This is a genomic window from Candidatus Nanosynsacchari sp. TM7_ANC_38.39_G1_1 (assembly GCF_004138385.1).
In genome coordinates, this window is sequence record NZ_PQNZ01000003.1 from 1 (window position 1) to 24,840 (window position 24,840).

28 protein-coding genes, 1 tRNA gene, 1 pseudogene and 1 riboswitch are annotated in these 24,840 nt (G+C 48.9%); of the genes and pseudogenes, 22 read left to right on the plus strand and 8 right to left on the minus strand.

What is annotated here, in order from left to right; translation table 11 throughout:
• The 7 genes and pseudogenes from G1ANC_RS00385 to dnaJ form a co-directional block, all read right to left on the minus strand.
• Nucleotides 1–267: pseudogene (locus tag G1ANC_RS00385) on the minus strand (YebC/PmpR family DNA-binding transcriptional regulator); the annotation flags it as partial.
• Nucleotides 268–375: 108 nt separating this feature from the next.
• Nucleotides 376–720: a cupin domain-containing protein gene (locus tag G1ANC_RS00390; protein WP_164997943.1), complete on the minus strand. Its 345-nt coding sequence runs from the start codon at nt 718–720 to the stop codon at nt 376–378.
• A gap of 17 nt (nt 721–737) precedes the next feature.
• On the minus strand, nt 738–2,189 hold the full coding sequence (locus G1ANC_RS00395) for a ComEC/Rec2 family competence protein (protein WP_129693068.1): 1,452 nt from the start codon (nt 2,187–2,189) through the stop codon (nt 738–740).
• 64 nt (nt 2,190–2,253) lie between these two features.
• A tRNA-Lys gene (locus G1ANC_RS00400) sits at nt 2,254–2,330 on the minus strand.
• 44 nt (nt 2,331–2,374) lie between these two features.
• Nucleotides 2,375–2,866, minus strand: a complete 492-nt coding sequence (locus tag G1ANC_RS00405) for a hypothetical protein (RefSeq protein WP_129693069.1) — start codon at nt 2,864–2,866, stop codon at nt 2,375–2,377.
• Nucleotides 2,863–3,357, minus strand: coding sequence for a DUF192 domain-containing protein (locus G1ANC_RS00410; protein WP_129693070.1), 495 nt, complete (start codon nt 3,355–3,357; stop codon nt 2,863–2,865). Before G1ANC_RS00410 ends, G1ANC_RS00405 begins: the two co-directional genes overlap by 4 nt.
• A 45-nt stretch (nt 3,358–3,402) precedes the next feature.
• On the minus strand, nt 3,403–4,503 hold the full coding sequence (gene dnaJ, locus G1ANC_RS00415; RefSeq protein ID WP_129693071.1) for a molecular chaperone DnaJ: 1,101 nt from the start codon (nt 4,501–4,503) through the stop codon (nt 3,403–3,405).
• 233 nt (nt 4,504–4,736) lie between these two features.
• Between dnaJ and G1ANC_RS00420 the strand changes: the two genes are divergently transcribed.
• The 8 genes from G1ANC_RS00420 (at nt 4,737) to G1ANC_RS00455 (ending at nt 9,573) form a co-directional block, all read left to right on the plus strand.
• Nucleotides 4,737–5,225, plus strand: coding sequence for an NUDIX hydrolase (locus G1ANC_RS00420; RefSeq protein ID WP_164997944.1), 489 nt, complete (start codon nt 4,737–4,739; stop codon nt 5,223–5,225).
• A gap of 51 nt (nt 5,226–5,276) precedes the next feature.
• Nucleotides 5,277–6,341: a hypothetical protein gene (locus G1ANC_RS00425; RefSeq protein ID WP_129693073.1), complete on the plus strand. Its 1,065-nt coding sequence runs from the start codon at nt 5,277–5,279 to the stop codon at nt 6,339–6,341.
• Nucleotides 6,342–6,386: 45 nt separating this feature from the next.
• Nucleotides 6,387–6,608, plus strand: a complete 222-nt coding sequence (locus tag G1ANC_RS00430) for an AbrB/MazE/SpoVT family DNA-binding domain-containing protein (protein WP_129693074.1) — start codon at nt 6,387–6,389, stop codon at nt 6,606–6,608.
• Nucleotides 6,608–7,000: a type II toxin-antitoxin system death-on-curing family toxin gene (locus tag G1ANC_RS00435; protein WP_129693075.1), complete on the plus strand. Its 393-nt coding sequence runs from the start codon at nt 6,608–6,610 to the stop codon at nt 6,998–7,000. Before G1ANC_RS00430 ends, G1ANC_RS00435 begins: the two co-directional genes overlap by 1 nt.
• Before the next feature lie 76 nt (nt 7,001–7,076).
• Nucleotides 7,077–7,649: a histidine phosphatase family protein gene (locus G1ANC_RS00440; RefSeq protein WP_129693076.1), complete on the plus strand. Its 573-nt coding sequence runs from the start codon at nt 7,077–7,079 to the stop codon at nt 7,647–7,649.
• Between the two features lie 18 nt (nt 7,650–7,667).
• Nucleotides 7,668–8,228: a class IV adenylate cyclase gene (gene cyaB / locus G1ANC_RS00445; RefSeq protein ID WP_129693077.1), complete on the plus strand. Its 561-nt coding sequence runs from the start codon at nt 7,668–7,670 to the stop codon at nt 8,226–8,228.
• Nucleotides 8,229–8,232: 4 nt separating this feature from the next.
• Nucleotides 8,233–8,796, plus strand: coding sequence for an NUDIX domain-containing protein (locus G1ANC_RS00450; protein ID WP_129693078.1), 564 nt, complete (start codon nt 8,233–8,235; stop codon nt 8,794–8,796).
• A gap of 39 nt (nt 8,797–8,835) precedes the next feature.
• On the plus strand, nt 8,836–9,573 hold the full coding sequence (locus tag G1ANC_RS00455; RefSeq protein WP_129693079.1) for a glutamine amidotransferase: 738 nt from the start codon (nt 8,836–8,838) through the stop codon (nt 9,571–9,573).
• Nucleotides 9,574–9,667: 94 nt separating this feature from the next.
• Here G1ANC_RS00455 and G1ANC_RS00460 read toward each other — a convergent pair whose 3' ends face one another.
• Nucleotides 9,668–10,108 carry an Hsp20/alpha crystallin family protein gene (locus G1ANC_RS00460; protein ID WP_129693080.1) on the minus strand — a complete coding sequence of 147 codons (441 nt, stop codon included), beginning with the start codon at nt 10,106–10,108 and terminating at the stop codon, nt 9,668–9,670.
• 222 nt (nt 10,109–10,330) lie between these two features.
• On the opposite strand from G1ANC_RS00460, the gene G1ANC_RS00465 reads away from it, so the two are divergent.
• From G1ANC_RS00465 to G1ANC_RS00530, 14 genes are all read left to right on the plus strand, one after another.
• Complete coding sequence (locus G1ANC_RS00465; protein ID WP_129693081.1) at nt 10,331–10,921, plus strand: hypothetical protein; 591 nt, start codon at nt 10,331–10,333, stop codon at nt 10,919–10,921.
• Between the two features lie 14 nt (nt 10,922–10,935).
• Nucleotides 10,936–11,355 carry a ribonuclease H gene (locus G1ANC_RS00470; protein WP_129693082.1) on the plus strand — a complete coding sequence of 140 codons (420 nt, stop codon included), beginning with the start codon at nt 10,936–10,938 and terminating at the stop codon, nt 11,353–11,355.
• A gap of 74 nt (nt 11,356–11,429) precedes the next feature.
• Nucleotides 11,430–11,532, plus strand: a riboswitch (SAM riboswitch).
• A 52-nt stretch (nt 11,533–11,584) separates the two neighbouring features.
• Complete coding sequence (locus G1ANC_RS00475; protein ID WP_129693083.1) at nt 11,585–12,577, plus strand: methionine adenosyltransferase domain-containing protein; 993 nt, start codon at nt 11,585–11,587, stop codon at nt 12,575–12,577.
• 30 nt (nt 12,578–12,607) lie between these two features.
• Entirely contained in the window at nt 12,608–14,143 is a 1,536-nt protein-coding gene (locus G1ANC_RS00480; protein ID WP_129693084.1) for an ATP-dependent RecD-like DNA helicase, read from the plus strand.
• A gap of 37 nt (nt 14,144–14,180) precedes the next feature.
• Entirely contained in the window at nt 14,181–15,188 is a 1,008-nt protein-coding gene (locus G1ANC_RS00485; RefSeq protein WP_164997945.1) for a Kiwa anti-phage protein KwaB-like domain-containing protein, read from the plus strand.
• A complete protein-coding gene (yvcK, locus tag G1ANC_RS00490) occupies nt 15,188–16,192 on the plus strand; it encodes a gluconeogenesis factor YvcK family protein (RefSeq protein ID WP_129693086.1) in 1,005 nt (334 codons plus the stop codon). Before G1ANC_RS00485 ends, yvcK begins: the two co-directional genes overlap by 1 nt.
• Before the next feature lie 59 nt (nt 16,193–16,251).
• Nucleotides 16,252–16,539, plus strand: coding sequence for a hypothetical protein (locus G1ANC_RS00495; protein ID WP_129693087.1), 288 nt, complete (start codon nt 16,252–16,254; stop codon nt 16,537–16,539).
• A 314-nt stretch (nt 16,540–16,853) separates the two neighbouring features.
• Nucleotides 16,854–17,744 carry a 16S rRNA (cytosine(1402)-N(4))-methyltransferase RsmH gene (gene rsmH, locus G1ANC_RS00500; protein WP_129693088.1) on the plus strand — a complete coding sequence of 297 codons (891 nt, stop codon included), beginning with the start codon at nt 16,854–16,856 and terminating at the stop codon, nt 17,742–17,744.
• Between the two features lie 205 nt (nt 17,745–17,949).
• Complete coding sequence (locus G1ANC_RS00505) at nt 17,950–18,300, plus strand: hypothetical protein (RefSeq protein ID WP_129693089.1); 351 nt, start codon at nt 17,950–17,952, stop codon at nt 18,298–18,300.
• 13 nt (nt 18,301–18,313) lie between these two features.
• Nucleotides 18,314–20,077 (plus strand): penicillin-binding protein 2, encoded by a 1,764-nt coding sequence (locus G1ANC_RS00510; protein WP_129693090.1) that lies wholly within the window; start codon nt 18,314–18,316, stop codon nt 20,075–20,077.
• A gap of 21 nt (nt 20,078–20,098) precedes the next feature.
• A complete protein-coding gene (gene mraY / locus G1ANC_RS00515) occupies nt 20,099–21,133 on the plus strand; it encodes a phospho-N-acetylmuramoyl-pentapeptide-transferase (protein ID WP_129693091.1) in 1,035 nt (344 codons plus the stop codon).
• Nucleotides 21,134–21,213: 80 nt separating this feature from the next.
• Complete coding sequence (locus G1ANC_RS00520; protein WP_256371592.1) at nt 21,214–22,428, plus strand: FtsW/RodA/SpoVE family cell cycle protein; 1,215 nt, start codon at nt 21,214–21,216, stop codon at nt 22,426–22,428.
• Nucleotides 22,355–23,542: a glycosyltransferase gene (locus G1ANC_RS00525; protein ID WP_129693093.1), complete on the plus strand. Its 1,188-nt coding sequence runs from the start codon at nt 22,355–22,357 to the stop codon at nt 23,540–23,542. Before G1ANC_RS00520 ends, G1ANC_RS00525 begins: the two co-directional genes overlap by 74 nt.
• Nucleotides 23,543–23,570: 28 nt before the next feature.
• Nucleotides 23,571–24,512, plus strand: coding sequence for a hypothetical protein (locus tag G1ANC_RS00530; protein WP_129693094.1), 942 nt, complete (start codon nt 23,571–23,573; stop codon nt 24,510–24,512).
• Nucleotides 24,513–24,840 lie beyond the last annotated feature (328 nt).

Genomic DNA, 24,840 nt, shown 5'->3' on the forward strand with positions numbered 1-24,840 from the left:
GCCATAACCCTCATAGGCAATTTCTTCCAGCGCCGCTGCGCTTTTATCAGCCACACGGTCAATCGCTCGCTGGATATTAGCGCTCGGCATATTGGCGGCCTTGGCTTTTTCAATGGCCATTGCCAAACTTGCGTTCAATGTTGGGTCGGTACCGCCGCGGGCAGCAATTGCAATTTGATTACCCAACTTCGTGAAAATCGCACCACGCTTCGCATCAACAATCGCTTTCTGCCGGTGCGTCGTTGCCCATTTACTATGTCCTGCCATGTATTTCTCCTACCGTTTATCTATATTCAATCTGTTAGTATTATATATCAAATACAGACGTGAGACAATTTACCGCGCACAAACTACTGGGCAATCTATCATAAAAGACTATGCTTTAACTCGCACGAAAATCATTTCATGCTCATCATTAGTCGGATTATGTATTGTATGCTGTGTGTCGGGAGGAAAAATAAAGACATCGCCAGGATTATAATCATATGTACCGTCTTCATCTGAAACCATACCACTACCCTTCATGACAATCATCGTCTCTTCCACACCAGGATGATCGTGCCAGTCAAACGTTGCACCACCGGGCAGATAGCCATGAGTGATTGCCTCAAAGTATCGGCTCGTTGCATGACTTGCGTCTGCATACACCTTTCGTGCCCCGCTCCCTCCGTGTGCTGATTCTTTTGGTATATCACTTGCTTGTCGCTTAATGATCTTCATGTGATAATTATACCACACTACTCGACTATATTTACCCTCCCAAGGTTCAATTTCGTCTGCTTTTTCATCCACCATATAGCACCGATCATCATCACATACATCGCACCGCATTGCCACCAGGTGATATTCACCTCCATCTGCGCCCATTCCAGGCTCGCCAGCCAGTTGGCCGCCTGAATCATATAGCCCAGCAGCCAGGTTGTCGGCAGGGAAATAGCCGCGCCAATCATCGGCACTACCGCCAGCATGCCCGATGCAAACGTCAGCAGCATCGCCAGCGGCACGAACGGCAAAATCAGCATATTAGCGATCAGCGCTACATTACTAACCACGCCGAAGCTCATCATCAACAGCGGCAGTGTTGCAAGCTGCGCCGACAGCGTCTCAACCAGAATTTGCCGAAACGTTCCAGGTTCTTTATCACCAAAGAAATACTTGTGCAGCAGCGGCGCCAGGATGATCACGCCCGTAAACGACGCGAAGCTCAGTTGCCAACCCAAATCGCCCCAGCCAAATTGCGGATTGACCATCAGCGTAATCGCCGCCGAAACTGGCAGCAGTACTAGCGGATGAATCGTCCGCCCATAATACCAGGCCGCCAAACTGAGTCCCGCCACCAGCCCAGCCCGCGACATGCTCGGACTCAAGCCCGTTACCGCCATAAAGCCAATAATCATCGTTGCCGCACTGAGCATTGCCAGATATTTTGACCGCTTGGCAAATAACCGCCGCGCCAGGCGTACCAAAATCGTCAAATTGTAACCGCTAGCCACCACAATGTGCGTCAGACCAGCAATCTTCAAATTATCGCTCAGTTCCGTCGGCATGGCTCGCCGTAGCCCCAACAAAAACCCCAAGCCCAGCGCCGACTCAGACTCCGGAATATGCCTGCGCACTCGCTCGGCGAACCAATCACGCGCCCCGACCGCCACATCGCCAGGAACTGGACGCTCAACGCTGCCAATTTTCGCTCGATATATACTCGCCGAAAAAGCACCAAATCCTGCCGTCAATTTTCCTTGTATCTGGACGATGTCACTGCGTTTGATGGGGCGCTTGTCGGCCGTCACCACCCACAATTGCCCCGCCAACTTTTCGCCATTGATCCGTAAATCGCTCAGCCGCAATATCGTTTGCCCCTTTTTATCAATGTCGGGGTCTTCCAAAACGCGACCCTGAATAACGGCAGTCTTACCAATCAGCGAATCGTACACCTCCAAACCAGCTCGGCCCAGCTCACCGCGCCATAGCCCGACTAATCCGCCAGAAATAAGTGCCACAATCACCAGCACTCGCCACCGCCAAACCATCACCGCAGCCATCAACCCCAGCCCAAGCACTAAGGTCGGCCAGTCAAGCACTATTGACCGCGGAACACGATGAATAGCAATAACGCCAACCGTCAACCCCAAACACCACGCCGCCACCAACCAAGAAATATGAATTTTCTCAAATAGGCGACTATTCATAGTTAAAGTATAACCAGATTATAGATAAGAAAAAAGACTCCAGATAAGGAGTCGATTTCAACATTGGAGGGCCCACCGGGGCTTGAACCCGGGACACCCTGCTTAAAAGGCAGGTGCTCTAACCAACTGAGCTATGGGCCCATCAAGAATGAACTTTTTCATTCTAGCACATAAACCACGGTATATCAATGCTTCTTTGGGCCGGGCTTGGACTTTGTTTTAACAGTGTGCAGTAAAAATAAATCCGCCAGTCCCATCCCCAAGCCTACGGTAATAATATATGGGCGCCAGGCAGTCAACTGCTGCACTATTGTTTGCGCCGCGCCATCAACCGCAAGATATTTTGCTAATACACTCACCAATAGCGCCGCTACCAACAAGGTGACGACAGCCGCTGCCACTAATTTTTCATGCTTCTTGTGATATTTTGGACCGCCAACCATCAGCATCCCCATGGGTACGAGCAACAATATCAGCGCTGCCACCACGCCATCAGGCAGCCACGGTAGATTGATACCGACACCGCCCAAAATGACGCGCACAGCTTCCATCCACAATTCCACAAAAATATATCCAGCAGCAGCCGCTAGGGTCAGTGGACCGATGCGCCTACCTGTCACCAACACCGCCACAAAGATCACCACCAGAACCGCTACGAGCAATACTGCTACGTTCATTGCGTCGCCTCGGTTGTAAACTCTACTTTGGTGCCTTTGACGATGCTCGACTTCTTGGCCACACCAGCAGCCACTTCCAGAACGTAGCGCGCCGGCACTTTGGGCTTGTATATTTCATACGGCTCAGCATCAGGCTGCACTTCATGCTCAATATGTACTACTTTTTTGTCTTTATCTAGCCAGATGATATCGAGCGGAAAACTCATATTGCGCATCACCATTTCCCACTTATCATCACCCTCAAATTTAAATAGCATTGCTTGGTTTTCCGTCAGACCAGACCGATCGCTCAAACCCTTGTGTCGCTGCTCAGCCGTTTCCGCAAGCTCAGCCTGCAATGTCGCCTGGCCAGCCCTGACCACGACTGGGAGAGGTTTATTGACATCGCACAGCAGAGTATAGGCACCGTAAGCGATCATCACAATGATAATGACCATGATACATCGAGAAATGAAATGATGCCCCTTACGAGCTGTCTGCATAAGCTCCATAGCTCAATTATACCACTTATGTTTTATATATAAACCACGGGCTAATCAGGAAAACAAGCCGCGCTTTTTGGAGGTGTTAAATTGTTCCAAAAGTTCACGTTGTTTTTTGCTCAATTTGGTTGGCGTATCAACGATGATACCAACGATGTGTGGACCACGAGCGTCATTTCTCAGGTGCGGTACACCATGTCCTGACAGTTTAAAATCAGTACCGCTTTGGGTGCCAGCTGGAACTTTCATGCGCACCACGCCGTCCACCGTTTCAACATCAATTTCCGTACCCAACGCCGCATCGACCATGGAAACATGCTCTTCGGAAAGAATGATGTCACCTTCACGAGTAAACTTTTTGTGAGCTTTGACTCTGATTTGAACGTACAAGTCTCCTCGCTCACCATCTTGAATCGCTTCGCCATGTCCGCGCAAGCGAATAGCCGCGCCATCATCAATACCTGCTGGAATTTTGACCGTAATTTCACGGTTGTTACGCGTCGTTCCTTTGCCGTGACAAACTGAACATTTCTTTTCAGGAATTTTCCCTCGACCATTACAGGTTGGGCAGGTGATGGCTTGTTGAATTTGTCCAAAGATGGAATTCATCACCCGCATCTGCTGACCAGACCCCTTACAGTCATCACATGTTTTCAAACTATATCCAGGCTCAACGCCCTCACCCTTACAATGCTCACATTCATCATCCATCGTCAGGCTAATTTTTTTCTCAACGCCAAATACAGCTTCTTCAAAGGTCAAAGCCACTGTCGTTTCTACATCACGACCGCGCCGTGGACCACCTTGTCGACCAGCACCACCAAAGAACTGACTAAAAATATCACCAAAACCGCCACCAAAATCAAAGTTGACGCCTTCTGCACCAAAGCCGCCAAAGCCTTCAAACGGATTGCCGCCAAAACCACCGCCCGAAGCTCCGCCGACACCGGCATGGCCAAATTGGTCATATCGCTGTCGCTTTTGTTTATCCTTCAGAACTTCATAGGCCTCATTGACCTCTTTGAACTTCTCTTCATCACCGCCTTCTTTGTCAGGGTGATATTTCACCGCAGCTTTACGAAAAGCCTTCTTAATCTCATCTTCAGAAGCGGTTTTAGACACACCTAGCACTTCATAATAATCACGTTTGGTCATATATTCTATTGTACGGTTCGTTAGCACTCGTGTCAATAGAGTGCTAGTTAGATAGCCAATTTANANAATCTTTTGACTGAATATGCCAGTAAAATAAAAGAATATCACAATTAGGTAATTACCAACTTGTTAACACCTAATGAGTAGTTAGTAATGGATATTGGAAAGACAGAATATACTGTAGGCGAAATGGTATCAGCTATCTAGCGTTCGGGTGTAGTATAATGATTTTCATGTCAAAAATCACCAAAGGACATATCATCACGCAGAATTTAGATGGCACGGATCATCTGGATTGTCTGTATCGCATTTCGCTCAAAGCATTGATTTATAACGACGCCGGGCAGATTTTGGCCGTCAAGGAAATCGATCGGACGTATTGGGATTTGCCTGGTGGTGGTATGGATTTTGGCGAGACGATTGAGTCGTCACTGAAACGTGAGCTGTACGAAGAGGTTGGTTACAGGGGTGGTTTGCGTTATCAACTTTTTGACGCGTCGGACGAGATGTATATTGAGCGGATTGATGCTAATCAAATCTGTTTTTACTGCCGCGTTTGGCCGGAGAATTTTGATTTTATACCGGGTGAAGAGGGTGATGAAGTGAAGTTTGTCGACCCTGAGGAGTTGTTGCTTCAGAATAGCGAGGTTGACGCGCCAGAACGGGCATATGGAGCGCATGAGAAATGGCAGGAGCTATACAACAGGGGCATTTACAAATAGTACGCAGCGCTTAGATTGACATTAGCCAAATATTATAGTAAAATAAACCGCATGACAAAGGAATTATTAAGTAACTCCTGTGATTACGATACGGGTAGTCCAGAGTTTATAAGCAAGACCGAGATCAAGCGGATAATTATGGAGGCAGTCCGTGGGCGTCTTGAGTCCGATGGCGTGACCGTTGCACCCGTGATAATCCGTAGACGGTTAATGTATGATGCTACCACTGGGGAGGAGTGGCTTATAGGTCCGGAGTTAGAACCTGTAGAATGCGAAGGCCCTCTTATAGTTGAAGGTCGTCATAAGATGAAAGACTTGCCGAATGGCAACACTGTTATGGAGCATCCAGAACGTACGCATTTGGATCGTGCGATTTATAATGCTATGACGGGTCGCTGCGAGAGGGCCTTTAGTCCCGATGATATTAACGTGCTTAGTGCTGGATCCAAGAGTCTAATTAGTGCCCTGAATCAAGCTGGCTATGAGAAGGGGGGATTTGAATTGGGACAAGAGATGCCCTCTTTCCAATTTGGAGATGATAGGAGCGAGGATGGTGAATTGCCTCCAACCAGATTATATTTACATCGCACGGATCTATTATCATTGCAGATGGTAGCAGACCTTGTAAATTCAGGTGCTCGTCCGGACTATGGAAAACTTTGGGTTCCATATAATCAAGAGGGTCCACAGCGGTATCGCCAGGATACGCTTATTTTGGGATTCTCAGAGTATCGTGATTTGAAAGAAACAATTGAACTACTGCGCGAGAGGTTTTCGTGGGACGATGGGGCCTGTATAGGTGCCGGTGAGACACTTTATGGTCTGAAGGTTGCGGGTATCCCAGGCGCCTATATAGGGCAGACCAAGTATGGAGGAGACTCATTTAACGGCGAAATGACACAATATTTTGAAGAGGCTATCCAGCGCTCATGTGAGGATATCAAGCAGCCACAAACTGGTGAGGTGCTGACGGATGAGTGGCTGGATGCTATGGCGCGGAAAACGACAGATATACTAGGGTCAACTATGTCAAAGAATGGACGCACCACCCACCACGCTTTGATTGATTCAGATATGACTGCAGATTTGATAAAGCTTGCTAGCAGCGTAGAATAGGGGAAGTGAATTGCAATAAAATTATAATTTTGTTATAATGTTTGCATGACAATCACTACAATTCAGAAGGTTATCAAGATTGGTTCGAGTCGCGGCGTGACGTTGCCGGCTAAGCAACTACGGGTGCTGGGCGTTCGTGATGGGGATGAGATTGAGGTTACGATACGCAAGCGGACGGTGGCGGCTGATGGCGATGAGGTGTTAAAGGTTGCAAATTCGCTCCTTGAGCGATACAAAGAGGATTTTTCTCACTTGGCGAAGCGCTAATGGTTAGTTTAACTCTCGAGCAGATTTTGCAACTTCACGCGCTGGTGCTTATTAGAGATGGCGGCTCAGATGGTGTGCGTGATATTGGTCGGCTAGAATCCGTGGTGTCGGCGCAGCATCAGGTGGTATTTGGCGAGGAGTTATACGCAACAGTATTTACCAAGGCAGCGGCGTTGATGCGTGGGATTATTGGCGACCATCCGTTCGCTGATGGTAACAAGCGTACAGCAATGCTCGCTGGACTGACTTTGCTGGAGGTTAATGGGTATAATTTTACAGCACAGCGAGGTGAACTAGAAAATTTCGCTGTCCGCATCGCGACCGATCATCTCGATATTGATGCGATTGCTGATTGGCTGGAGCGTCATTCGCGGGAGGTATCGATGGTTTGATAACAAGGAATTTTAGTGGTAAGTAGGGTTTCTACGAGGTTCCTCGCCGCCTGATAGAGATGATATACTAAGGTTCATGACTATTATCTATATCGCTCGCCACGGCCAGAATGAAGACAATGTGCGCGGAATTTTGAACGGCCATCGCGACCTGCCATTGACCGATTTGGGACGCCAGCAAGCGCGGCAATTGGCGCGTCACATCAAGGATAGGGAACTAGTTTTTGACGCGGTGTATGCATCGCCGCTTGGTCGAGCTTTCGAGACGGCAGCGATTGTAGCGGCGGCGCTGGGTCTTGCCGAGCCGATAGTTCACAACGATTTAATCGAGCGTGATTTTGGCATTATGACTGGTAAGCTGGTCGCTGATATTGAGGAAATTTGCGCGCCGGACATCATCAAAGCAGAAAACGTGACCTATTTTTTGCATCCTGACGGCGCTGAGACTTTTCCTGAGTTATTGGCTCGCGGCCAGCGGGTGCTTGATTTCATGGCGCATCAACACCCAGATCAAACGGTGTTGTTGGCTTGCCATGGCGATATCGGCAAAATGATATATGCTGCAGCAACCAGCACGCCATGGCGGCAGGTCTTAACCGATTTTTACTTTGGCAATACGGATATTATCGGTCCAGTGGACGTGTCCTAAACGTGATATCATTTATATATGAGAGAAATTGAGATAAAAGTTAGATTGCAAGATAAAGAAGGGTTGTTGGCTGCGCTGGCGGGTAGAGGCGTTGCTCTCGGCGAGCCAGTGCATCAGCGCGATCAAGTGTTTGGTCTGCCAGGAGAAGCTGGCGGCGACGGCAATACAGTGCCTTGGCTGCGGGTGCGTACCGAAACGCATGGACAAGGAGAAAATGAAACCAAGCGGACGTTATTCACTCTAAAACGATCAGTGACTGGGCAGTTGGATAGCATTGAACGCGAAACAGAAGTTGGCGATCCAGACGTCATGATCGCTATCGTCAAGGAGCTAGGTTTCGTGCCATTTTCGGACATATCAAAGACTCGCCAGACTGGCAAACTGAACGATGTGGAAGTATGTATCGACTCGGTGGAAGGCTTGGGCGACTTTATGGAATTAGAGCGATTAGCTGGCGAGAACGCCGACCCTGCCGCTATAACCGATGATCTGTGGCGCATTATGGCGGAACTGGGTATCAGCCGTCAAGATGAGGTGACTGACGGTTATGATATTTTGATGAAAAAGTTGAGGGCATAGTGTAATGACCGAACGTGTTTTGCCGAAAGGTGCTCGTCTGATTCCTCGGGAAGCAGGTTGTGTTTTTAGAGGTGAGATTTATGAAGTACATCAATGGCCGCAAAAGATGCCCGATGGTAGCGTAAAAACTTTTGAAATGCTGCGCCGTCCAGATACTGTGATGGTCATTGCGCTCGATGAGGCTGGCGATGTGCTGGTAATCGACGAAAAGCAACCAGGCGGGATTGTCCGCAAGAACCATTTGCCAGTCGGCCGGGTTGACTCTAGCGACGAGTCGGTATTAGCAGCGGCGCAGCGCGAATTGAGAGAAGAAACAGGCTGTACTTTTGCTAATTGGAGACTGCTTGATGTCGTGCAGATGGATAAGAAAATTGAGTGGTTTACCTATTTGTTCCTGGCTACAGGGGGAGTGTTGCATCGAGCAGCGCAGCATCTTGATGCTGGCGAAGATATTACGGTTAAATCAGCACCCTTGGCAGAAGTGCTGCATCAAGACAACGTGCTCCGGTATTTTCCGTGGCTTCGTTACGTTGAGTCGGCCGAAGATTTAACGCCTCGTGATTTTTGACGGTAGCTATTGAGCTTAAAAAGCGTTATACTAAGGGTTATGACAAAACCTTTTCTTCTTTTACAATCCCGTCCTGAGGACGAAGCGTCTGACGACGAATATGCAGCTTTTTTGAAATTTGGCGGTTTGCAGCCGGAGCAGTTGCAGCGCTTGCGGCTTGACCGCGGCGAGTTCTCGCCAGTTAATTTGGATGATTATAGCGGTATTTTTATGGGCGGCGGGCCGGCTAATTTTGCTTATCCGCCAGAGGAAAAATCGCCGGAACAATTGCAGTTTGAAGATTATATCATGCCGCTGCTTCGCCGGATTGCAGCCGAGGATAAGCCGTTTTTAGGCACTTGCTTGGGCGTGGGGGCGCTGGTGACGGCGCTGGGCGGTCGGACTGATTTCGATCATGGCGAGCCGGTTTGCGCGGTGGATATAAATTTGACGCCGGAAGCGCAGGATGATCCGCTGCTGGCTGGCTTGCCGGCTAGTTTTCGCGGCTTCGTCGGGCATAAAGAGGGGACAGACACGGCGCCGCCGAACAGCGTGGTGCTAGCGCGTTCTGCGACCTGTATACAATTGCTGCGCGCCGGGAAAAATGTTTATGCGGCGCAATTTCATCCCGAGCTTGATGCTGACGGCCTGGCGCTGCGGATTAATATCTATAAGCATGCCGGCTATTTCGCGCCGGAGGAGGCTCAAGATCTGATCGATGCAGCGTACCGCGAATCGGAATTGGTGACCGAACCGGTCAAGATATTGCGGCGGTTCGTTGAAAAATACGCGGAATAGTTTGACGCTTTCTAGCTAGACTGCGGAATTTCGTTATTAGCAAAAGGCCTCGGGTAATCCCGAGGCCTTCTTGACGGCCAAAGCTGAGAAAGGTTTATTCTTTCTTCTTGCCGCGTGATTTGACGGTAATTTTCTTTGGCTCTGGCGCTGGCGTGACTGGCACGGTGACTTTCAAGACGCCATCGTCCAGGTGTGCTTCAATAGCATCGGCGTCAGCGCGCTCTGGCAGCTGGACGCTGCGGTAGAAGCTGCTGCTCGACTCGCGTACGACGTACTTCTTTTCTTTATCTTCTTCTTTTTCGTGCCGTTGGGCTTGGATGACCAAGTTGCCGTTTTCGACAGAAATATTGACGTCGTCTTCACCGAATTTCGGCAAGTGAACCTCGACGACTAGCGCATTATCTTTCATGTAAACATCAGTGGTAGGCAAGCCGACTGAGCGCATTTGGCGCGGCATCCAGCTGTCATCATTAAAGAAATGGCGCTGCAGGGCATCCATTTCGGCAAACGGGTCGAATCGAACGAGTTTACTCATTTGTATTACTCCTTTCGTTTATGATTTGGCGAGCTTTTGCTCTACATTTTATTGTAATTGGTTGGCACTCGCGTGTCAAGAGTGCCAAACATAAGCAAAATAACAGTAGTCTAGTGTGCCTCAAAGATTTCCCTGATTTTTCCACGGCAGTACATACGCTATATATAGTGGCGCTATATATAGCGTATGTGTAGCTTTGCCTAAATACGGTACAATAGATGTATGGGATGGTTGCGTGATTTAGTTTTTGGCGAGCCGGATGGTGATGACGAATATTTGGCGCGTCTTAATAATAATGATATGGTCTCGCTGCAAGATAATCGCGGCAGTAGGGACGAAAATAACTTCGATAAAGACACTTCAGGGGTTGCTGCAGATACTAGGAAGTCAGACAGTAAGCCTCAGCCCGATCAATATCACTCGGCTAACGGGCAAAAAGTGATTCCCGAGATAGAAGTTGAGCGCACCGAGGCGCATCCGTCGGGCGACAATAAGTACCTCGAGGTGTGGGCGCATATTCGCAACCACGCGAGCTTTGACGTGGAGCTTGATAAATATGAGATATTAGGGCAGCGAGGTGACTTGAATAAATTTCTCAAGCCAGGCGAGATTTTTGAGCTGCGTTTATATCGCGGGCCGATGCCGCAGAGCGATTCAGTACGCAAAATGTATATTCAGTACAAGATCGTCGGTACAGGCGACTATTTTCAGGCTGATCACATGATAGAGTATAAATATGAACAAGATAATCGCGGCAACAAGTGGTATATGCCAGACGAGCTGAAACTGCTGCGGCCAGTCCGCGATATTTAGAAAGCAGGAAAGAAGTGAGAGTATTTTTTACAGACGGTAGTGCTAGCCCAAATCCGGGTCCAGGCGGTTATGCGGTAATTGAAAACGGCCAGCCGGTAGCTTTGGGTAGCGAAGACGGCCAGACGACGAATATTCGTATGGAAGGTCTGGCGCTGATTGCGGCTATGGAATTAGCTGGCGATGAGCCGTGCGAAATTCATAGCGATAGCGAATTTTGGATTAATGTATTGACTAAATGGGCGCCAGGCTGGGCTGCTAAAGGTTGGCGTAAAAAAGGCGGCGACATTAAGAATCTTGATCTCGTGCAGCAAGCGTACGCGCTTTACCAATCGACGCAGCCGAAGCTGGTTTGGGTACGCGGCCACGTCGGCCACGAGCAGAACGAGCTAGCGGATGAGTGGGCGAACAAAGCGCGGGCTGGCGTTCGTCTATAGCGAGAGCCTTGGCTGTTTTACTGTCGATCTAGATTTGGCGAGGTGAGGCGTGTTATAATGAACTTGTTAATAATTTAATATCCAGAGTGCGACGAGGGACTGGCCTGATGACTCGCCGGCAACCTGCTTTTACGGCAAGGTGCTAATTCCAGCCTGCTTGACCAGGAGAGATATTGTCTTTGCAGCTCCTTTCTTGGCCTTGTAGCGGGGCAGATAGAAAGGAGTTTTTATGTCTGTAGAATCTAATAATCAAGCAGTATATCGTACGGCCGAGAGCGTTTCGCCGAAACATCCGGACAAGATTTGCGACCAAATCAGCGATGCTATTCTGGACGCGTATCTTGCCAAAGACCCGCAAGCTCGAGTGGCGATTGAAGCTTGCGGCGGCCATGGCGCGCTGTTCTTAACTGGCGAAGTATCGTCGAGCGAGCTAGTTGACGTCAAGCAGATTGCGCGGCGGCTGGCTGGCGACGTGGAAATTATTGAGCGGATTGCGCGCCAGAGCCCAGAGATTGCTCAGGGCGTAGACGCGGGCGGTGCTGGCGATCAAGGGGTAATGATTGGTTATGCTTGTACTGAGACGCCAGAATTATTGCCGCTAGAGTATGCTTTAGCGCGGGCCTTGAACCGCTTTTTGTATGAGAAATGGCCGTATGACGGCAAAACGCAGGTGACAACCTATGACGGCCAGATTGCGGCGATTGTCGCCAGCTTTCAGAATGCGCCGCATGACGAGCTGGCGGTTGCGGTGCGGCAGTGGTTTGCGCAGCAAAAATATGTGGCAGGTGATTTTGATGGCATTTCTCTGCATATAAATCCGGCAGGCGATTGGCAAATTGGCGGTTTCGCGGCGGACGCTGGTTTGACCGGGCGCAAATTAGCAGTTGATAATTATGGCCCGCGGATTCCGCTAGGCGGCGGGGCGTTTAGCGGCAAGGACGCCACTAAGGTCGATCGCAGCGGTGCCTATATGGCGCGGCGGGTCGCAGTTGATTATCTTAAAAAGTTTGCAGCTCAGGAAGTGTTGGTGCGCTTGGCGTACGCAATCGGCCACGACCAACCAGTTGAGGCTACAGCGGTAGTTGACGGCGTTGAGAAGCCAATCGCAGGTTATGACCTTAGTCCAGCGGGTATTATTGATAAGTTGCAGCTGGCTCGTCCGCAATACGAACCAACAGCGCGCTACGGTCATTTTGGTAACGGCTTTGCTTGGGATAAGTAGTCTCGCGTCTTAAGTTGTATAATAAGGGTAGTGAAGCAAGATTTAGCCTTAGAAATATTATTGAGCGGCGAAAGCGCACTGCTGACCGGCCCGGCAGGAACGGGTAAGACTTTCGTGCTGAATCAATTCATCAACTTGAGCAAGTCTAGCGGCAAATATGTCTCGGTGACTGCGACGACTGGGCTAGCGGCGACGCATTTGGGCGGCGCGACGATCCATGCCTGGGCGGGTATTGGCGTCAGCGACCGCCTGCCGAATGGTTTTGCCGAGCATGTTAGCAAGACTCGCCGCGAAATTATCGAAAAAACCGATGTCTTGATTATTGATGAGATTAGCATGTTGCATGATTACCGCTTGGACATGGTTGACGAAGTTTGCCGTTTAGTACGCAAGAGAGTCGACGAGCCGTTCGGCGGCATCCAAGTGGTGCTGTCTGGCGACTTCTTTCAGTTGCCGCCAGTTAATCGAGCGCAAGGCCGCGAGGGCGGTTTTGTAGTGAATTCATCGGCGTGGCGCGAGCTTGATCCGACGGTATTGTATCTGAGCGAGCAGTTTCGCCAGCGCGACGGCGATACGCTGCTAGAAATCTTGACGGCGATGCGGGCTGGCGATTTGCGCCGCCGCCACGCCGAGCAGCTGTTAGAGCGGACCGAATATCAACCGCCAGCCGGAGCAGATCTGACAGAATTGCATACTGTGAATGTTGACGTCGATAGAATTAATCAAGCCAGGCTGGCTGAATTGCCGGGCGACGAGGTGTTGTATCAACGCCACACTACTGGTAGTAACAACTACGTTGATAATTTGCAGCGTAGCGTACTAGCGCCAGAGGTGCTGACGCTCAAAATAGGCGCATTAGTGATGGCGGTCAAGAACGATCAGGCGCGGCGTTATGCTAATGGCAGTATCGGCATGGTGGTCGATTTCGAGCCAGCGACGGATTATCCGGTAGTGGAGTTTCGTAATGGCCGGACGGTGACCATGCAGCCTGATACTTGGGAGTTGCGCGATGGTACGCGCAAACGAGCTAGCATTAGCCAAATTCCGCTGCGTTTGGCGTGGGCGATTACTGTCCACAAAAGCCAGGGTATGACACTGGATAGCGCGCGAATTGACCTGCGCAAAGCCTTTGTGCCGGGCATGGGCTATGTGGCGCTTAGCCGGGTGCGCGATATTGATAATTTGTATTTGACTGGTATTAACCGCATGGCTTTGCAGATGAGCGATGAAGCCTATGCTATTGACGAGCAGCTGCGCGCGCGGGCAGCAGATGATGCTAAAAAGTTCGCGCACTTACAACCAAAAGCCGACAAACGCGCGGCCGGTGAACTTAAGCCCGCCAAAAAAGCGAACAGCGCCAATTCTAGCTGGTCAGCTAAAATTGCTAAAATGCGCCAGACTTATCCTAATGCTTATAAACCATGGATTAAGGCTGATGACGATGAATTGCGCCAAATGTTCGTCAACGGCGAAAGTATTGCTGCGATGAGCCAGAAACTCGGTCGCCACCATGGTTCGATCAAAATGCGCTTGCAAAAACATTTTGGCGAAGATGCCGTGCAATAGTAGAATAGCGCCTAATAATTGTAGTAGAATATATATCATGAATAATGACCAATCAACACCGGCTGATGATCAGCCGCCAGAGCCAACCGATATTTTCCTCTGGGCGAACCAAGCTGATGCGCATAAGGACGAGCTCGAAATCGACTTATTCCTATTTACGAAGGGCTACACTGTCTACGCCACTAATTACGCCAAGGAGCTCAAGGCGCAGCTCAAGGTATTGTTCCTTTACGACATGATTAGCCAGGTACAGACTGGTGCTGCTACTGGCATGACAGTGCGCGACTTTGAAGCGGCGGCCGCTGAGGATAATGTGTTGGAGCGTACTACCTTGGACCGGGTAGATCACGCGCAAGAGGTGATTGAGCAGATTCGCTACGGCGAGGAAACGCTAGAGGTGTTCCGCGAAGGCGACCATGAGTTTAAGAAGGTCAAGGGAATCGTAGCGCGCTTCAGCCGCAAGGGTGCCGAGCCGTTTTTCGTGGCTAAGATTTTACCGCAGTCGCAAGTGCTTAAAGGCGCAACCGCTTGGATGTATAACGGCGATTCGTTTCAACCGTTCAGTGCTGATGTCGGCCTGAAAATCACGCCAGATAATCAAGTGTTGATTGCTGGCGGTGATATCTTTGCCTTTAACGAGTCGAAATTTATCCGTTTGTTTGGCTACGACGCTAAGCAGTTCGCTGTTGCCGAGGAAAAAATTGCTGAAATCGAGAAAAATTTCAAGTTAAAATTCCCTGAAGGTATGACTTTTGATGCGTTAGTGCGCGATACTAAGTCGCTAGTAACTAAGCTGCAGAAAGTTGAAATTGGTCTGGTGACGCAAGAGCAGGTTATCGAGCAGGCCGACGAAATGGGCCTAGAACTGATGACTGACGACGCTACTGGCCAGATTATCATTATGGATGCCAAGGATGCGGCTAAATTCGTTAACTTGCTAAATGATGATTATATGACTAGCGATATGACTGGTATCAAGTATGAATTAAAAGGCAAGAAGGAGCTGCGCGGCGATAGCGAAGCGAGCACGCCAGAAGGGGAATAATGAGCGAAGAGCATGGCGATAGCGGAGCAAAAATTGTAGTCATCGGCGGTGGCACTGGCAGCTTCACGCTGCTAACAGGTCTCAAAAAATACGTGTCTGATTTGACAGCGCTGGTCAATATGGCAGATGATGGCGGATCAACGGGACAGCTGCGCGACGAACTGGGCGTGCTGCCGCCGGGCGATGTGCGGCAGTGCTTAGTAGCGCTGAGCGATAGTCCGCGGGTGCGCGATTTGTTTAATTATCGTTTTGACGATGGTAGTTTGAAGGGGCATGCTTTCGGTAATCTGTTTTTGACAGCGCTCGAGAAAATGACTGGTAGCTTCGGTGAAGCGGTACAGTTGGCTAGCCAAGTTCTCAATATTCAAGGCAGGGTAATTCCGACAACTTTAACTGATATTACGCTGTGTGTCGAGAGCGCTTCGGGCGAACCTATCAAAGGGCAATTCAAGATCGCGCATGCCGATATCGCTAAGCAGCCAAAAGTATGGTTAGAGCCAGAAGCAGTAGCGCACCCAGCAGCCGTTCAGGCGATCCTGGAGGCTGATATGGTGGTGATTGCACCAGGTAACCTGTATGGCAGTTTAGCGCCAGCATTGGTGATTCGAGAAATTCAGGAGGCGCTAGCGGCGACATCGGCGAAGTGCGTCTTCGTCTGTAATTTGGTTACTAAGCCTGGTCCGACTGACAATTTGAGCGTGGTGGACTTTGCTAGCGAGATTGAGCGTTTGGCGGGTAGCGAGTTCCTTGATTATGTAGTTTTTAATACTGATCAGCCATCGGCAGAACTAATGGATAAGTATGCTCATGACGGTGAGCATGTGGTGCAATATGATATCAGCGAGCTAAAACGCCAGCACTACGAATTCCGCGGCGCGAGTATCCTAGCGAAGAAAGTTTGGTCGGGCGCCCAATCGAGCGATCCGATTGCAGCGGTACGCAGTTTTATCCGGCATGACCCTGATGCAGTAGCACGCCAGCTGATGCGGATATATTTTGCATAAGCAGCGTTTTCTGTCATGGCTGACCTCTATAGACGCTAGATATAGCGTCTATTTGCTTGTTGAAACGCTATAGTTTTCCACGTTTTTGTGGAAAAGTAAAGAAGTTATCATTTTTAGTAAAAAAGGTATTGCACAAGCATGATGAAACGTTGTATGATAAAGCCAGTGGCAAGGCAAGAGATAAGAATCTCGAGTCAAAACAAACACCACCGCGTAAAATAACAAAAGAAAGTAGGGTAGTCATGACTGACGCAGCTATTAGCCAATCTATGTACGGTAGGGCGGGCGTCTTGGTTTGCGTACCTGATGCTTACGTATCGCGGGCGACGCTGTCTTTGGGCGCGTAGCCGTATAGTTTGTGGTACTTTTACAATTCGAAGTTGGACATCCTCGAGATCAACAACCTGATAGTGAGCAGTGGAATATCGACCCACGCTAAAATTGTCGAAAGTTCTTTCCTCTAACACAACACCTCCCAAAAACTCCACCTCACACACAAGTCTCTCAAAGGTATGCTAAATACGATATGAGTTGTTTGACAGCTCTTGATTTTAAGCATACTTGACTAAACTAAAACAAACACACCTATGCGAAAACAAACAGCTCGCTATCAGATTGGTGATCTCGAGTCCCTCGCCAGACCATATGGTATGATGGGGGAATGAGTATTAAAGAACATCCACCACTTCATGTTCCAGTATTACTTAATGACGTTGTGCGGCTGCTTAATCCTAAAGATGGCGAGAGTTATCTCGACCTGACGGCTGGATACGGCGGACACGCGCGCGCCATTGTCGAACGAACGCATGATTATCGCGGAATGACTTTGGTTGACCGCGATGAATTTGCACAAGCAAACCTAGCGGCATTTGTCGGCAAAGGGGCAGAGCTAATACACGCTGATTTTGTCAGCGCTGCCCGGCGGTTGATTGCTATAGGCAAGCGGTTTGATATGATATTGATTGATTTGGGGGTGTCGTCACCACAGCTTGATAGGGCTGAGCGAGGATTTTCATTTTCGCATAGCGGTCCGCTGGATATGCGGATGGATCGGCGGCAAGCTTTAACTGCAGAGCAGGTGGTTAACACCTATTCGCAGGGCGAGCTGGAGCGGATTATTCGCGATTACGGCGAAGAGCGGCCAAATATTGCGCGGCGTTATGCTGCTGCGATTATTAAGGCTAGACCACTGGCGACAACTGAAGATTTGGCATCGGCTATCTTGAGGGCGCATGTCGGACGGCGCCAGCGAACGCATCCGGCGACACGTACTTTTCAGGCGATTCGGATTTTTGTAAACGATGAGCTTGAGCAAGTACGAGCGATTATGCCATTATTACCCGAGCTGTTGTCGCAGGGCGGGCGAGTCGGTGTAATTAGCTTTCATAGCCTGGAGGATCGTATCGTTAAGCGATACTTTGCCGAACAGGCCAAGAACGGCTACGAGGCGGAACTTCGTATCATTACGAAGCATCCTGTCGATGGAGCTATTAGAGATGTTCACAATCCGCGCTCGCGAAGTGCTAAACTTCGTGTCGCTGTGAAAATATAAAAACAGAAAGGAAGATGTAGCATGACTCGCCGCATCCAAGTACAAGTCCAAGCCGACGTTCAGCATGACATCACTGTCGTGCGCCGCGCCGCTTAGGCAAAAAACAACACAACTCTATAGGGCAGAGGAGCGTAATTTTCATTTTTCTCCTAACGTTCCTCTGGCTTTTGAGTGTCAAAATAAATAACAAAAACGAATCCACCACATGTCATATTCACGAACTACACAATTTAATAGCCGGCGCCAAGGTAATTATGGGCGCAACCGCAATACAGTTGCTTTTGCATCGGCTATCAAACTCGGCCCGATTTCTAATGCGATTATTATTGCACTTCTCTTGACGCTGCTAGGTCTGTTATACTTAACACAAGCGGGGAGTGTTTCGGGCTATGATTATGAGTCAAATGACGTCAGTAATAAAATTTCGACGTTGACCGAACAGAAGAGTGATCTGGCGGTTGAGAATGCTCGCCTGACAGCTCTGCAATCGGTTAAAGACAGCAGTGTTGCTCAAAGGATGGCTACCCCGGCTGATACTCAGTATGTAAGCAAATAGGAGTTCTAAGATCATGAGTGTATCGCCAACTCGTTTTGTTCGACGCTCGAGAGTTGGCTTTTTGTTTAGTATAGTGTTGGTCGTCTCGGCTATTTTTGTAGTGCAACTTTTCGTGGTACAGGTATTGCGGCATGATTACTATGTGGCGCAGGCCGATAATGAACAGATTAAAAAATTCACGCTCAAAGCGCAGCGCGGCGAGATTTATGCTATGGACGGCAGCGACCCGAAGCCGCTGGTGATGAACGAGACAGTCTATAAAGTTTGGGCTGATCCAACACAAGTATCTGATAAGGATAAGCAGGCGGTGGTAGATACGCTGAATAGCGTCGCTGGCGGCAACGTAGTTGATGGTTTCGCGAAGTTGATTGATAAAAAACCTAGCCGCTACCAAATTTTGACGAAATATATTACGCGGACGCAGGCTGAATTAATCAAGAAGAAAAAGCTAGCAGGCATTGGCTTTGAAGTTGGAACGCGCCGAGTTTATCCCGAAGGACGATTGGCTAGCCAGGTTTTGGGTTTTGTTAATCACGAGGGTAAGGGAGTATATGGCTTCGAGCAAGCTAATAACCAAACTCTGTCTGGGCGCGATGGCATGCTCAAAACGGTGACGGATGCTCGCGATGTACCGCTGACAATTGGCGATAAGAATGTCCGCCAGCCGGCAGTAAATGGCCAGAGTATTGTTTTGACGATTGATCGTAATATCCAGACACAAGTCGAGTCGGCTCTAGAGGCTGGTGCTAAGCGTAGTAAAGCCACTAGAGCAAGCGCTATCGTCATGGATCCGAGCACTGGCAAAGTATTAGCAATGGCCAATATGCCGACGTATGATCCGTCAAATATCAATACTTCTGACGTGTCGGTGTTTAACAATGATACGATTTCGCATCCGTACGAAGCGGGCTCTGATGTCAAGACTTTCACGGTAGCGACCGGAATCGACAAAGGCGTTATCTCGCCGCAGAGTACTTACAACAATACTGGCAAAATCAAGGTTGAAGACATTACAATCAATAACGCCTCTAAAAACAGCTTCTTGAACGGCGACATCACTATGCAGACGGCACTGAACTGGTCGCTGAATACTGGTATGGTAACGATTGCGCAGCGGCTGGGAAATGGTTCTTATATTACTCGCGGCGCTCGCGATACGATTTATGATTACTTTTATAATCGTTTCCGGCTGGGGCAGCTGACTGGTATTGAGCTGGCGAATGAGGCGGGCGGCACGGTTATCTCGCCGGCACAGCAAGAAGGTAATGCTGTGCGTTACAGTAATATGGTGTTTGGCCAGGGTATGAATGTGACAATGCTGCAGGTGGCAAGTGGTTTTTGTTCGGTAGTTAATGGCGGCGTATATCACGCGCCAACGATTATTAACGGCACAATGGGCGATGGCGGCAAGTTCGCGGCTACGGCGGCGAAGACTAGCACTCGTGCTATCAGCGAAGCTTCGTCGCAGACAGTGCGCGAAATGGTGCATCAGGCCCATTATGCGACATATAAGCCGCATGACGACTCGGAACGCTGGCTAGTCGGCGGCAAGACCGGTACTTCGCAGGTGATTGTTAACGGCAAGTATGATGATAACGAGACGATTGGTACCTATCTGGGTTTTGGCGGCGAATACGGCAAAATTCCGCGTTACGTTATCATGGTAGAGATAGCGGCAGACGGCCGCGGTATGGGCGGCGGCTCGGATGCCAAGCCTATTTTCAACGAGATATCCAACTGGATGATAAAATACTTAAAATTAGCCCCGAGAGAGTAGGGTAGGGAGTATAATGGTAATATGTCGATTGTAACTTTTGGAAACGAATTGAACTCGGTTTTTCTAATGAGCTTGATGGCATTTCTACTGGCGATGCTGCTAACGCCAGTATATACATATTTTGCTTACAAATATAAGTTCTGGAAAACACAGCGTACAGCAGCGGTAACTGGCGAAAAACTCAAGATTTTTAACTTATTGCATAAGAAGAAAATCGAGCGGCATATTCCGACGATGGCGGGAATAATTGCCGTAGTGGCGATTGTGGCGGTGACGCTGGTCTTTAATCTGGATCGAGCGCAAACTTGGCTGCCATTGGCGGCGTTGGTTGGCGGCGCGGTGATTGGTTTGATTGATGATATTTTGAATGTTTTTGGCTCTAACCGCAAGGATGCTGGCTTGCGTAGCTGGGTGAAATTTGCCATGATTATCGGCGTCGGGCTGGTGCTGGGCTGGTTTTTCTTCTGTAAGCTCGGCTACTCGTCGGTGCATATCCCATACGTTGGCGATTGGCAAATGGGCGCGTGGATTGTCGGATTGTTTGTGTTTGCGGTGGTAGCGACGGGTAACGCGGTCAATATAAGTGATGGCCTGGACGGTTTGGCGGGCGGTTTGCTGGTAATGTCATTTTCGGCATTTGGTGTGATTGCGCTACTGCAAGGCCATTTGAAGTTAGCGGCGTTCTGCTTCACGGTGGTTGGCGCTTTGCTGAGCTATCTGTGGTTCAACATCTTTCCAGCACGGTTCTTTATGGGCGACGTTGGCAGCTTTGCTTTTGGGACGAGCTTGGGTGTGGTAGCGATGATGACCAACACGCTGTTTTTGCTGCCGATTATCGGCATATTGTTCGTGGTCGAGGCTGGGTCGAGCTTGTTGCAGATGACCAGCAAGAAATTATTCCATCGCAAGATATTTCTGTCGGCGCCGATTCATCATCATCTGGAGGCATCAGGCTGGCCAGAGGCTAAAGTGACGATGCGTTTTTGGGTGATTGCTGGCGTGGCGGCGTTTGTGGGGATGGCGATGGCGATGACCGGGGGGCATATTGCTCCGTGATTGGCGCTCGGCACCGCGACAGGTACGTACAATTTACCGATGGCAAAATTCAGCGTAAACACCGGCCTGATTATTGGTTAGTGTTATGTGCGGCGTTGTTAATGCTGGTAGGAATGATAATTGTTTATTCGGTCGGGCCGCAGTATGCTAATTTGCAGAATAGTGCTTATGGCAGCGATTATTCTAGTACATATTTCTTTTTCAAACAGCTTATGGGTATTAGCCTGGCAGTTAGTGGCTTTGTACTGCTAGTATTAGTACCGTTTGATTATCTCAAGAAGTATATTTTTCAGTTAATGATGATTGGAATTGGCTTATCGTTTTTGCTTTTTTTGATTGGAAATATTCTGCATATTGATGCAATAGCGCAGAACACGCTAGGTGCTTATCGCTGGTTTCACTTGGGGCCAGTTAATTTTCAGCCGTCCGAGCTGCTAAAATTAGCAATGACTTTGTATATGGCGGTGTTTTTAGGTAAACGCTACCAAGAGGGTAAGATAAACGACTTGAAAGAAACAGTCTACCCAGCAGCGGCGTTGGTCGGCTTTTTGTTATTTATTGTCGTAGTGTTGCAAAAAGACATGGGCTCGGGGGTGGCGATAGCAGCGGCTGCGGCGTCGATATTTATGGTGAGTACGATAAGAATGAAAACTCTGATGCAAATTGCATTAGTGGGCGTGCTGTTTTTGGGACTCACGGCAGTAACGGCGCCGCACCGGTTGGAACGGATTACGACGTTTTTCGGAGCGAGTAAATCAGCCTCGCAAGACGATAACGATTATCATATCAAAAACGCAATGATTGCGTTGGGGACAGGCGGGTTAACTGGCCGCGGTATCGGCAAGAGTATTCAATCGACAGGCTACTTACCAGAGGCAATTAACGATTCGATTTTTGCTGTAATTGGCGAGATTTTTGGTTTTGCCGGGACGGTGTTGGTAGTAGTGTTGTTTGCAGCTTTGTTGCTGCGGGTTTTGCGAGTTGCTGAATACTCGCCAGATATGACCAGGCGATTGGTAGTGGCGGGTATTTTTGGCTGGTTATTTGCGCACTTCTTCATGAATATTGCATCTATGATTCATTTAGCGCCGTTAACAGGTATAACGTTGCCGTTCTTGAGTGCTGGCGGTAGTAGTATGCTGTTTTCGGGCGCGGCTTTGGGGATTGTTTTCCAGTTATCGCGATATACTGCACATAAACCAATAGATATAGGAGGCCAAGATGCGGATATTAGCCGTAGGCGGCGGCTCGGGGGGTCACGTTACTCCAGTCGTCGCCGTGTTGCGAGAAGTTAAAAAACAGCAGCCAGATGCAGAACTGCGGTTTTGGGTTGACCGCAAATTTAGCAAGCAAGCGCGCAATGTTATGGCTAGTTTTGATAACTCGGTGCGCGTAGATGTCATTGCTAGCGGTAAATTACGCCGCTATCATAATCTTAGCGTTGTGCGTCAGCTGTTACGCTTACGGACGATTGTGTGGCCAAATTTTGTTGATGCGCTGAAGGTGTGCGTGGGCTTTGTTCAGAGCCTAGTGAAGCTGATTGCCTGGCGTCCAGACGTGATATTCACGAAAGGAGGCTACGTTTGCATGCCGGTCGGCTTGGCGGCACATGTGCTGCGCATTCCGCTGGTAATTCACGACTCAGACGCTCATCCAGGGTTAACTAATCGCGTATTGGCACGTTGGGCTGATCGCATTGGCACTGGCGCTCCGCTAGAGTATTATCCGTACCCCAAGGCGATTAGCCGTTACGTCGGCGTACCGATCCGCGAAGGATTCAAACCATACAGCGAGCAGCAGCGCCGCGTGGTTAAGGAAAAACTAGGATTTCCAAGTAACAGATCGTTAGTGCTGGTTACTGGTGGCGGTTTGGGCGCGGAACGGTTGAATAATGCTGTGGCAGATACTATTAGCGAACTTACACAGTTCACTAGCGTAATTTTAATAACTGGTACTGGCCAGTATGCCGAGATTCGGCGGCGATTGCCAGAGGATACAGATCAAGTTAAAGTTTACGATTTTGTTAGCGACGGTATGATTGATATGCTTGGTGCGGCTGATGTTGTGGTAGCACGAGCTGGTGCGACTACAATTCTCGAGTTGGCAGCGCTGGCCAAGCCAACGATTCTGGTGCCGAACGGCTTTTTGACTGGCGGTCATCAAATTAAAAATGCTAAGGTGTATGAAGATAAAGGCGCTGTCAAAGTTATCGATGAAATGCAAATGGAAAAAACGCCGCAGCTGCTCGTCGACGAGATAAAAAACGTTATTGACGATCCCGCAGAAGCACGACAAATGGGGCAGGCTTTTCTGTCGTTTGCGCACCCTGGTGCTGCTAAAGATATGGCTGATATGATTCTAGATGCTGCTAATAGCCGCCGAACAAACCCTGATAGCGCTGCAAAATGATATAATTAATACCACAAGCATGTTTGGTATGAGATCGAAAAAATCTAAATCACGCCGCGCCGCACAGCCTGTGCGGCGCCGTGCTGTGGTTGATGATAGCTCGCCTAGTGCGGGAACACTATTTCGGCGTAATCGTACCTTGACTGGTAGCCTCATTTCCTCGGTGCCTAGTCCTAATGAGCAATCGGCTAGCTTGCAATCACCGCGTGTGCAGGCGCACAACCTGAAGCGCAAACGCCGCTCTATCCGCTTAGCGTTGATTAGCGCATTAGTGCTAATTGCTGGTTTGGGGTGGCTGCTTACTCAGATTATTGTCGAGCCGAAAGTGCAAATTGTCGGCACTAGTAACGATTCAGAAGTACAAACTGCCGCCCGCGATTATGCAGCAGCAATTCAAGATTACCTCTCTGCTAATCCGCTCGAGCGGTTGGCTGTAAACATCAATGCTAATAATCTTAGCCGAGCTATTCAAAGTAGATACCCAGAAGTATCCAGCGTGTCGCCGCCAGCTAAAGGTGCTCTCTGGTCGGCTGATTTTTCGGTTAATTTGCGCTCGCCAGTGGTTTATTGGCAGTCTGGTAACATGAAAGCTTATGTTGATAGCACAGGTGTAGTATTTGAACGTAATATCCTCGGCACGTCAGTTATCGCCGTCGAGGATCAAACTGGAATTCGTGCAAGCGTTGGCAATTCAGTAATTAGCGGCCGTTTCCTGCAGTTTATCGGTAAGGTTGTGGGGCATTTCAAAGAAAACAATCTTACTGTTAATAAAATGATTCTGCCAGCTAGTACTACTCGCCAGGTGCTAGTCAGTCTCGACGGGGTGGGGTACTCGATTAAAATGACAGTTGACCGCCCAGCGGCTGGCCAAGTCGAAGATGCGGTGCGTGCCATCCGTTATTTAACGAGCAGAGGAATAACTGCAGAGTATATTGATGTGCGGGTGAGTAGGCGGGCTTTTTATAAATGAGTAAGAAGCTTTAGATAGTAGGCTACTCTTGTAATGGTGGGTTATGTTCTACTTTTGTTCTATTAAGCAGCTAAAAAGGCTAGGTGAAAAAACTATATTAAAATATTGAAAATGTAAAAAGTCAAATAAAGCAGGCGAGGCGGGAAAAGTAGTAGGGGACAATATTTTTGAAAAAATGCAAATTTATTCTCATAGCGCTGAGATTTTTTCTGTGGATAACTTAAGTCTATAAACATGTGCTAATTACTACAATTTAAATTTCGAGTTTGTTTCGAGTGCGTGGACTTATATCTATAGAGCTGCTGGTTGGCGGTATTTTTTATATAGC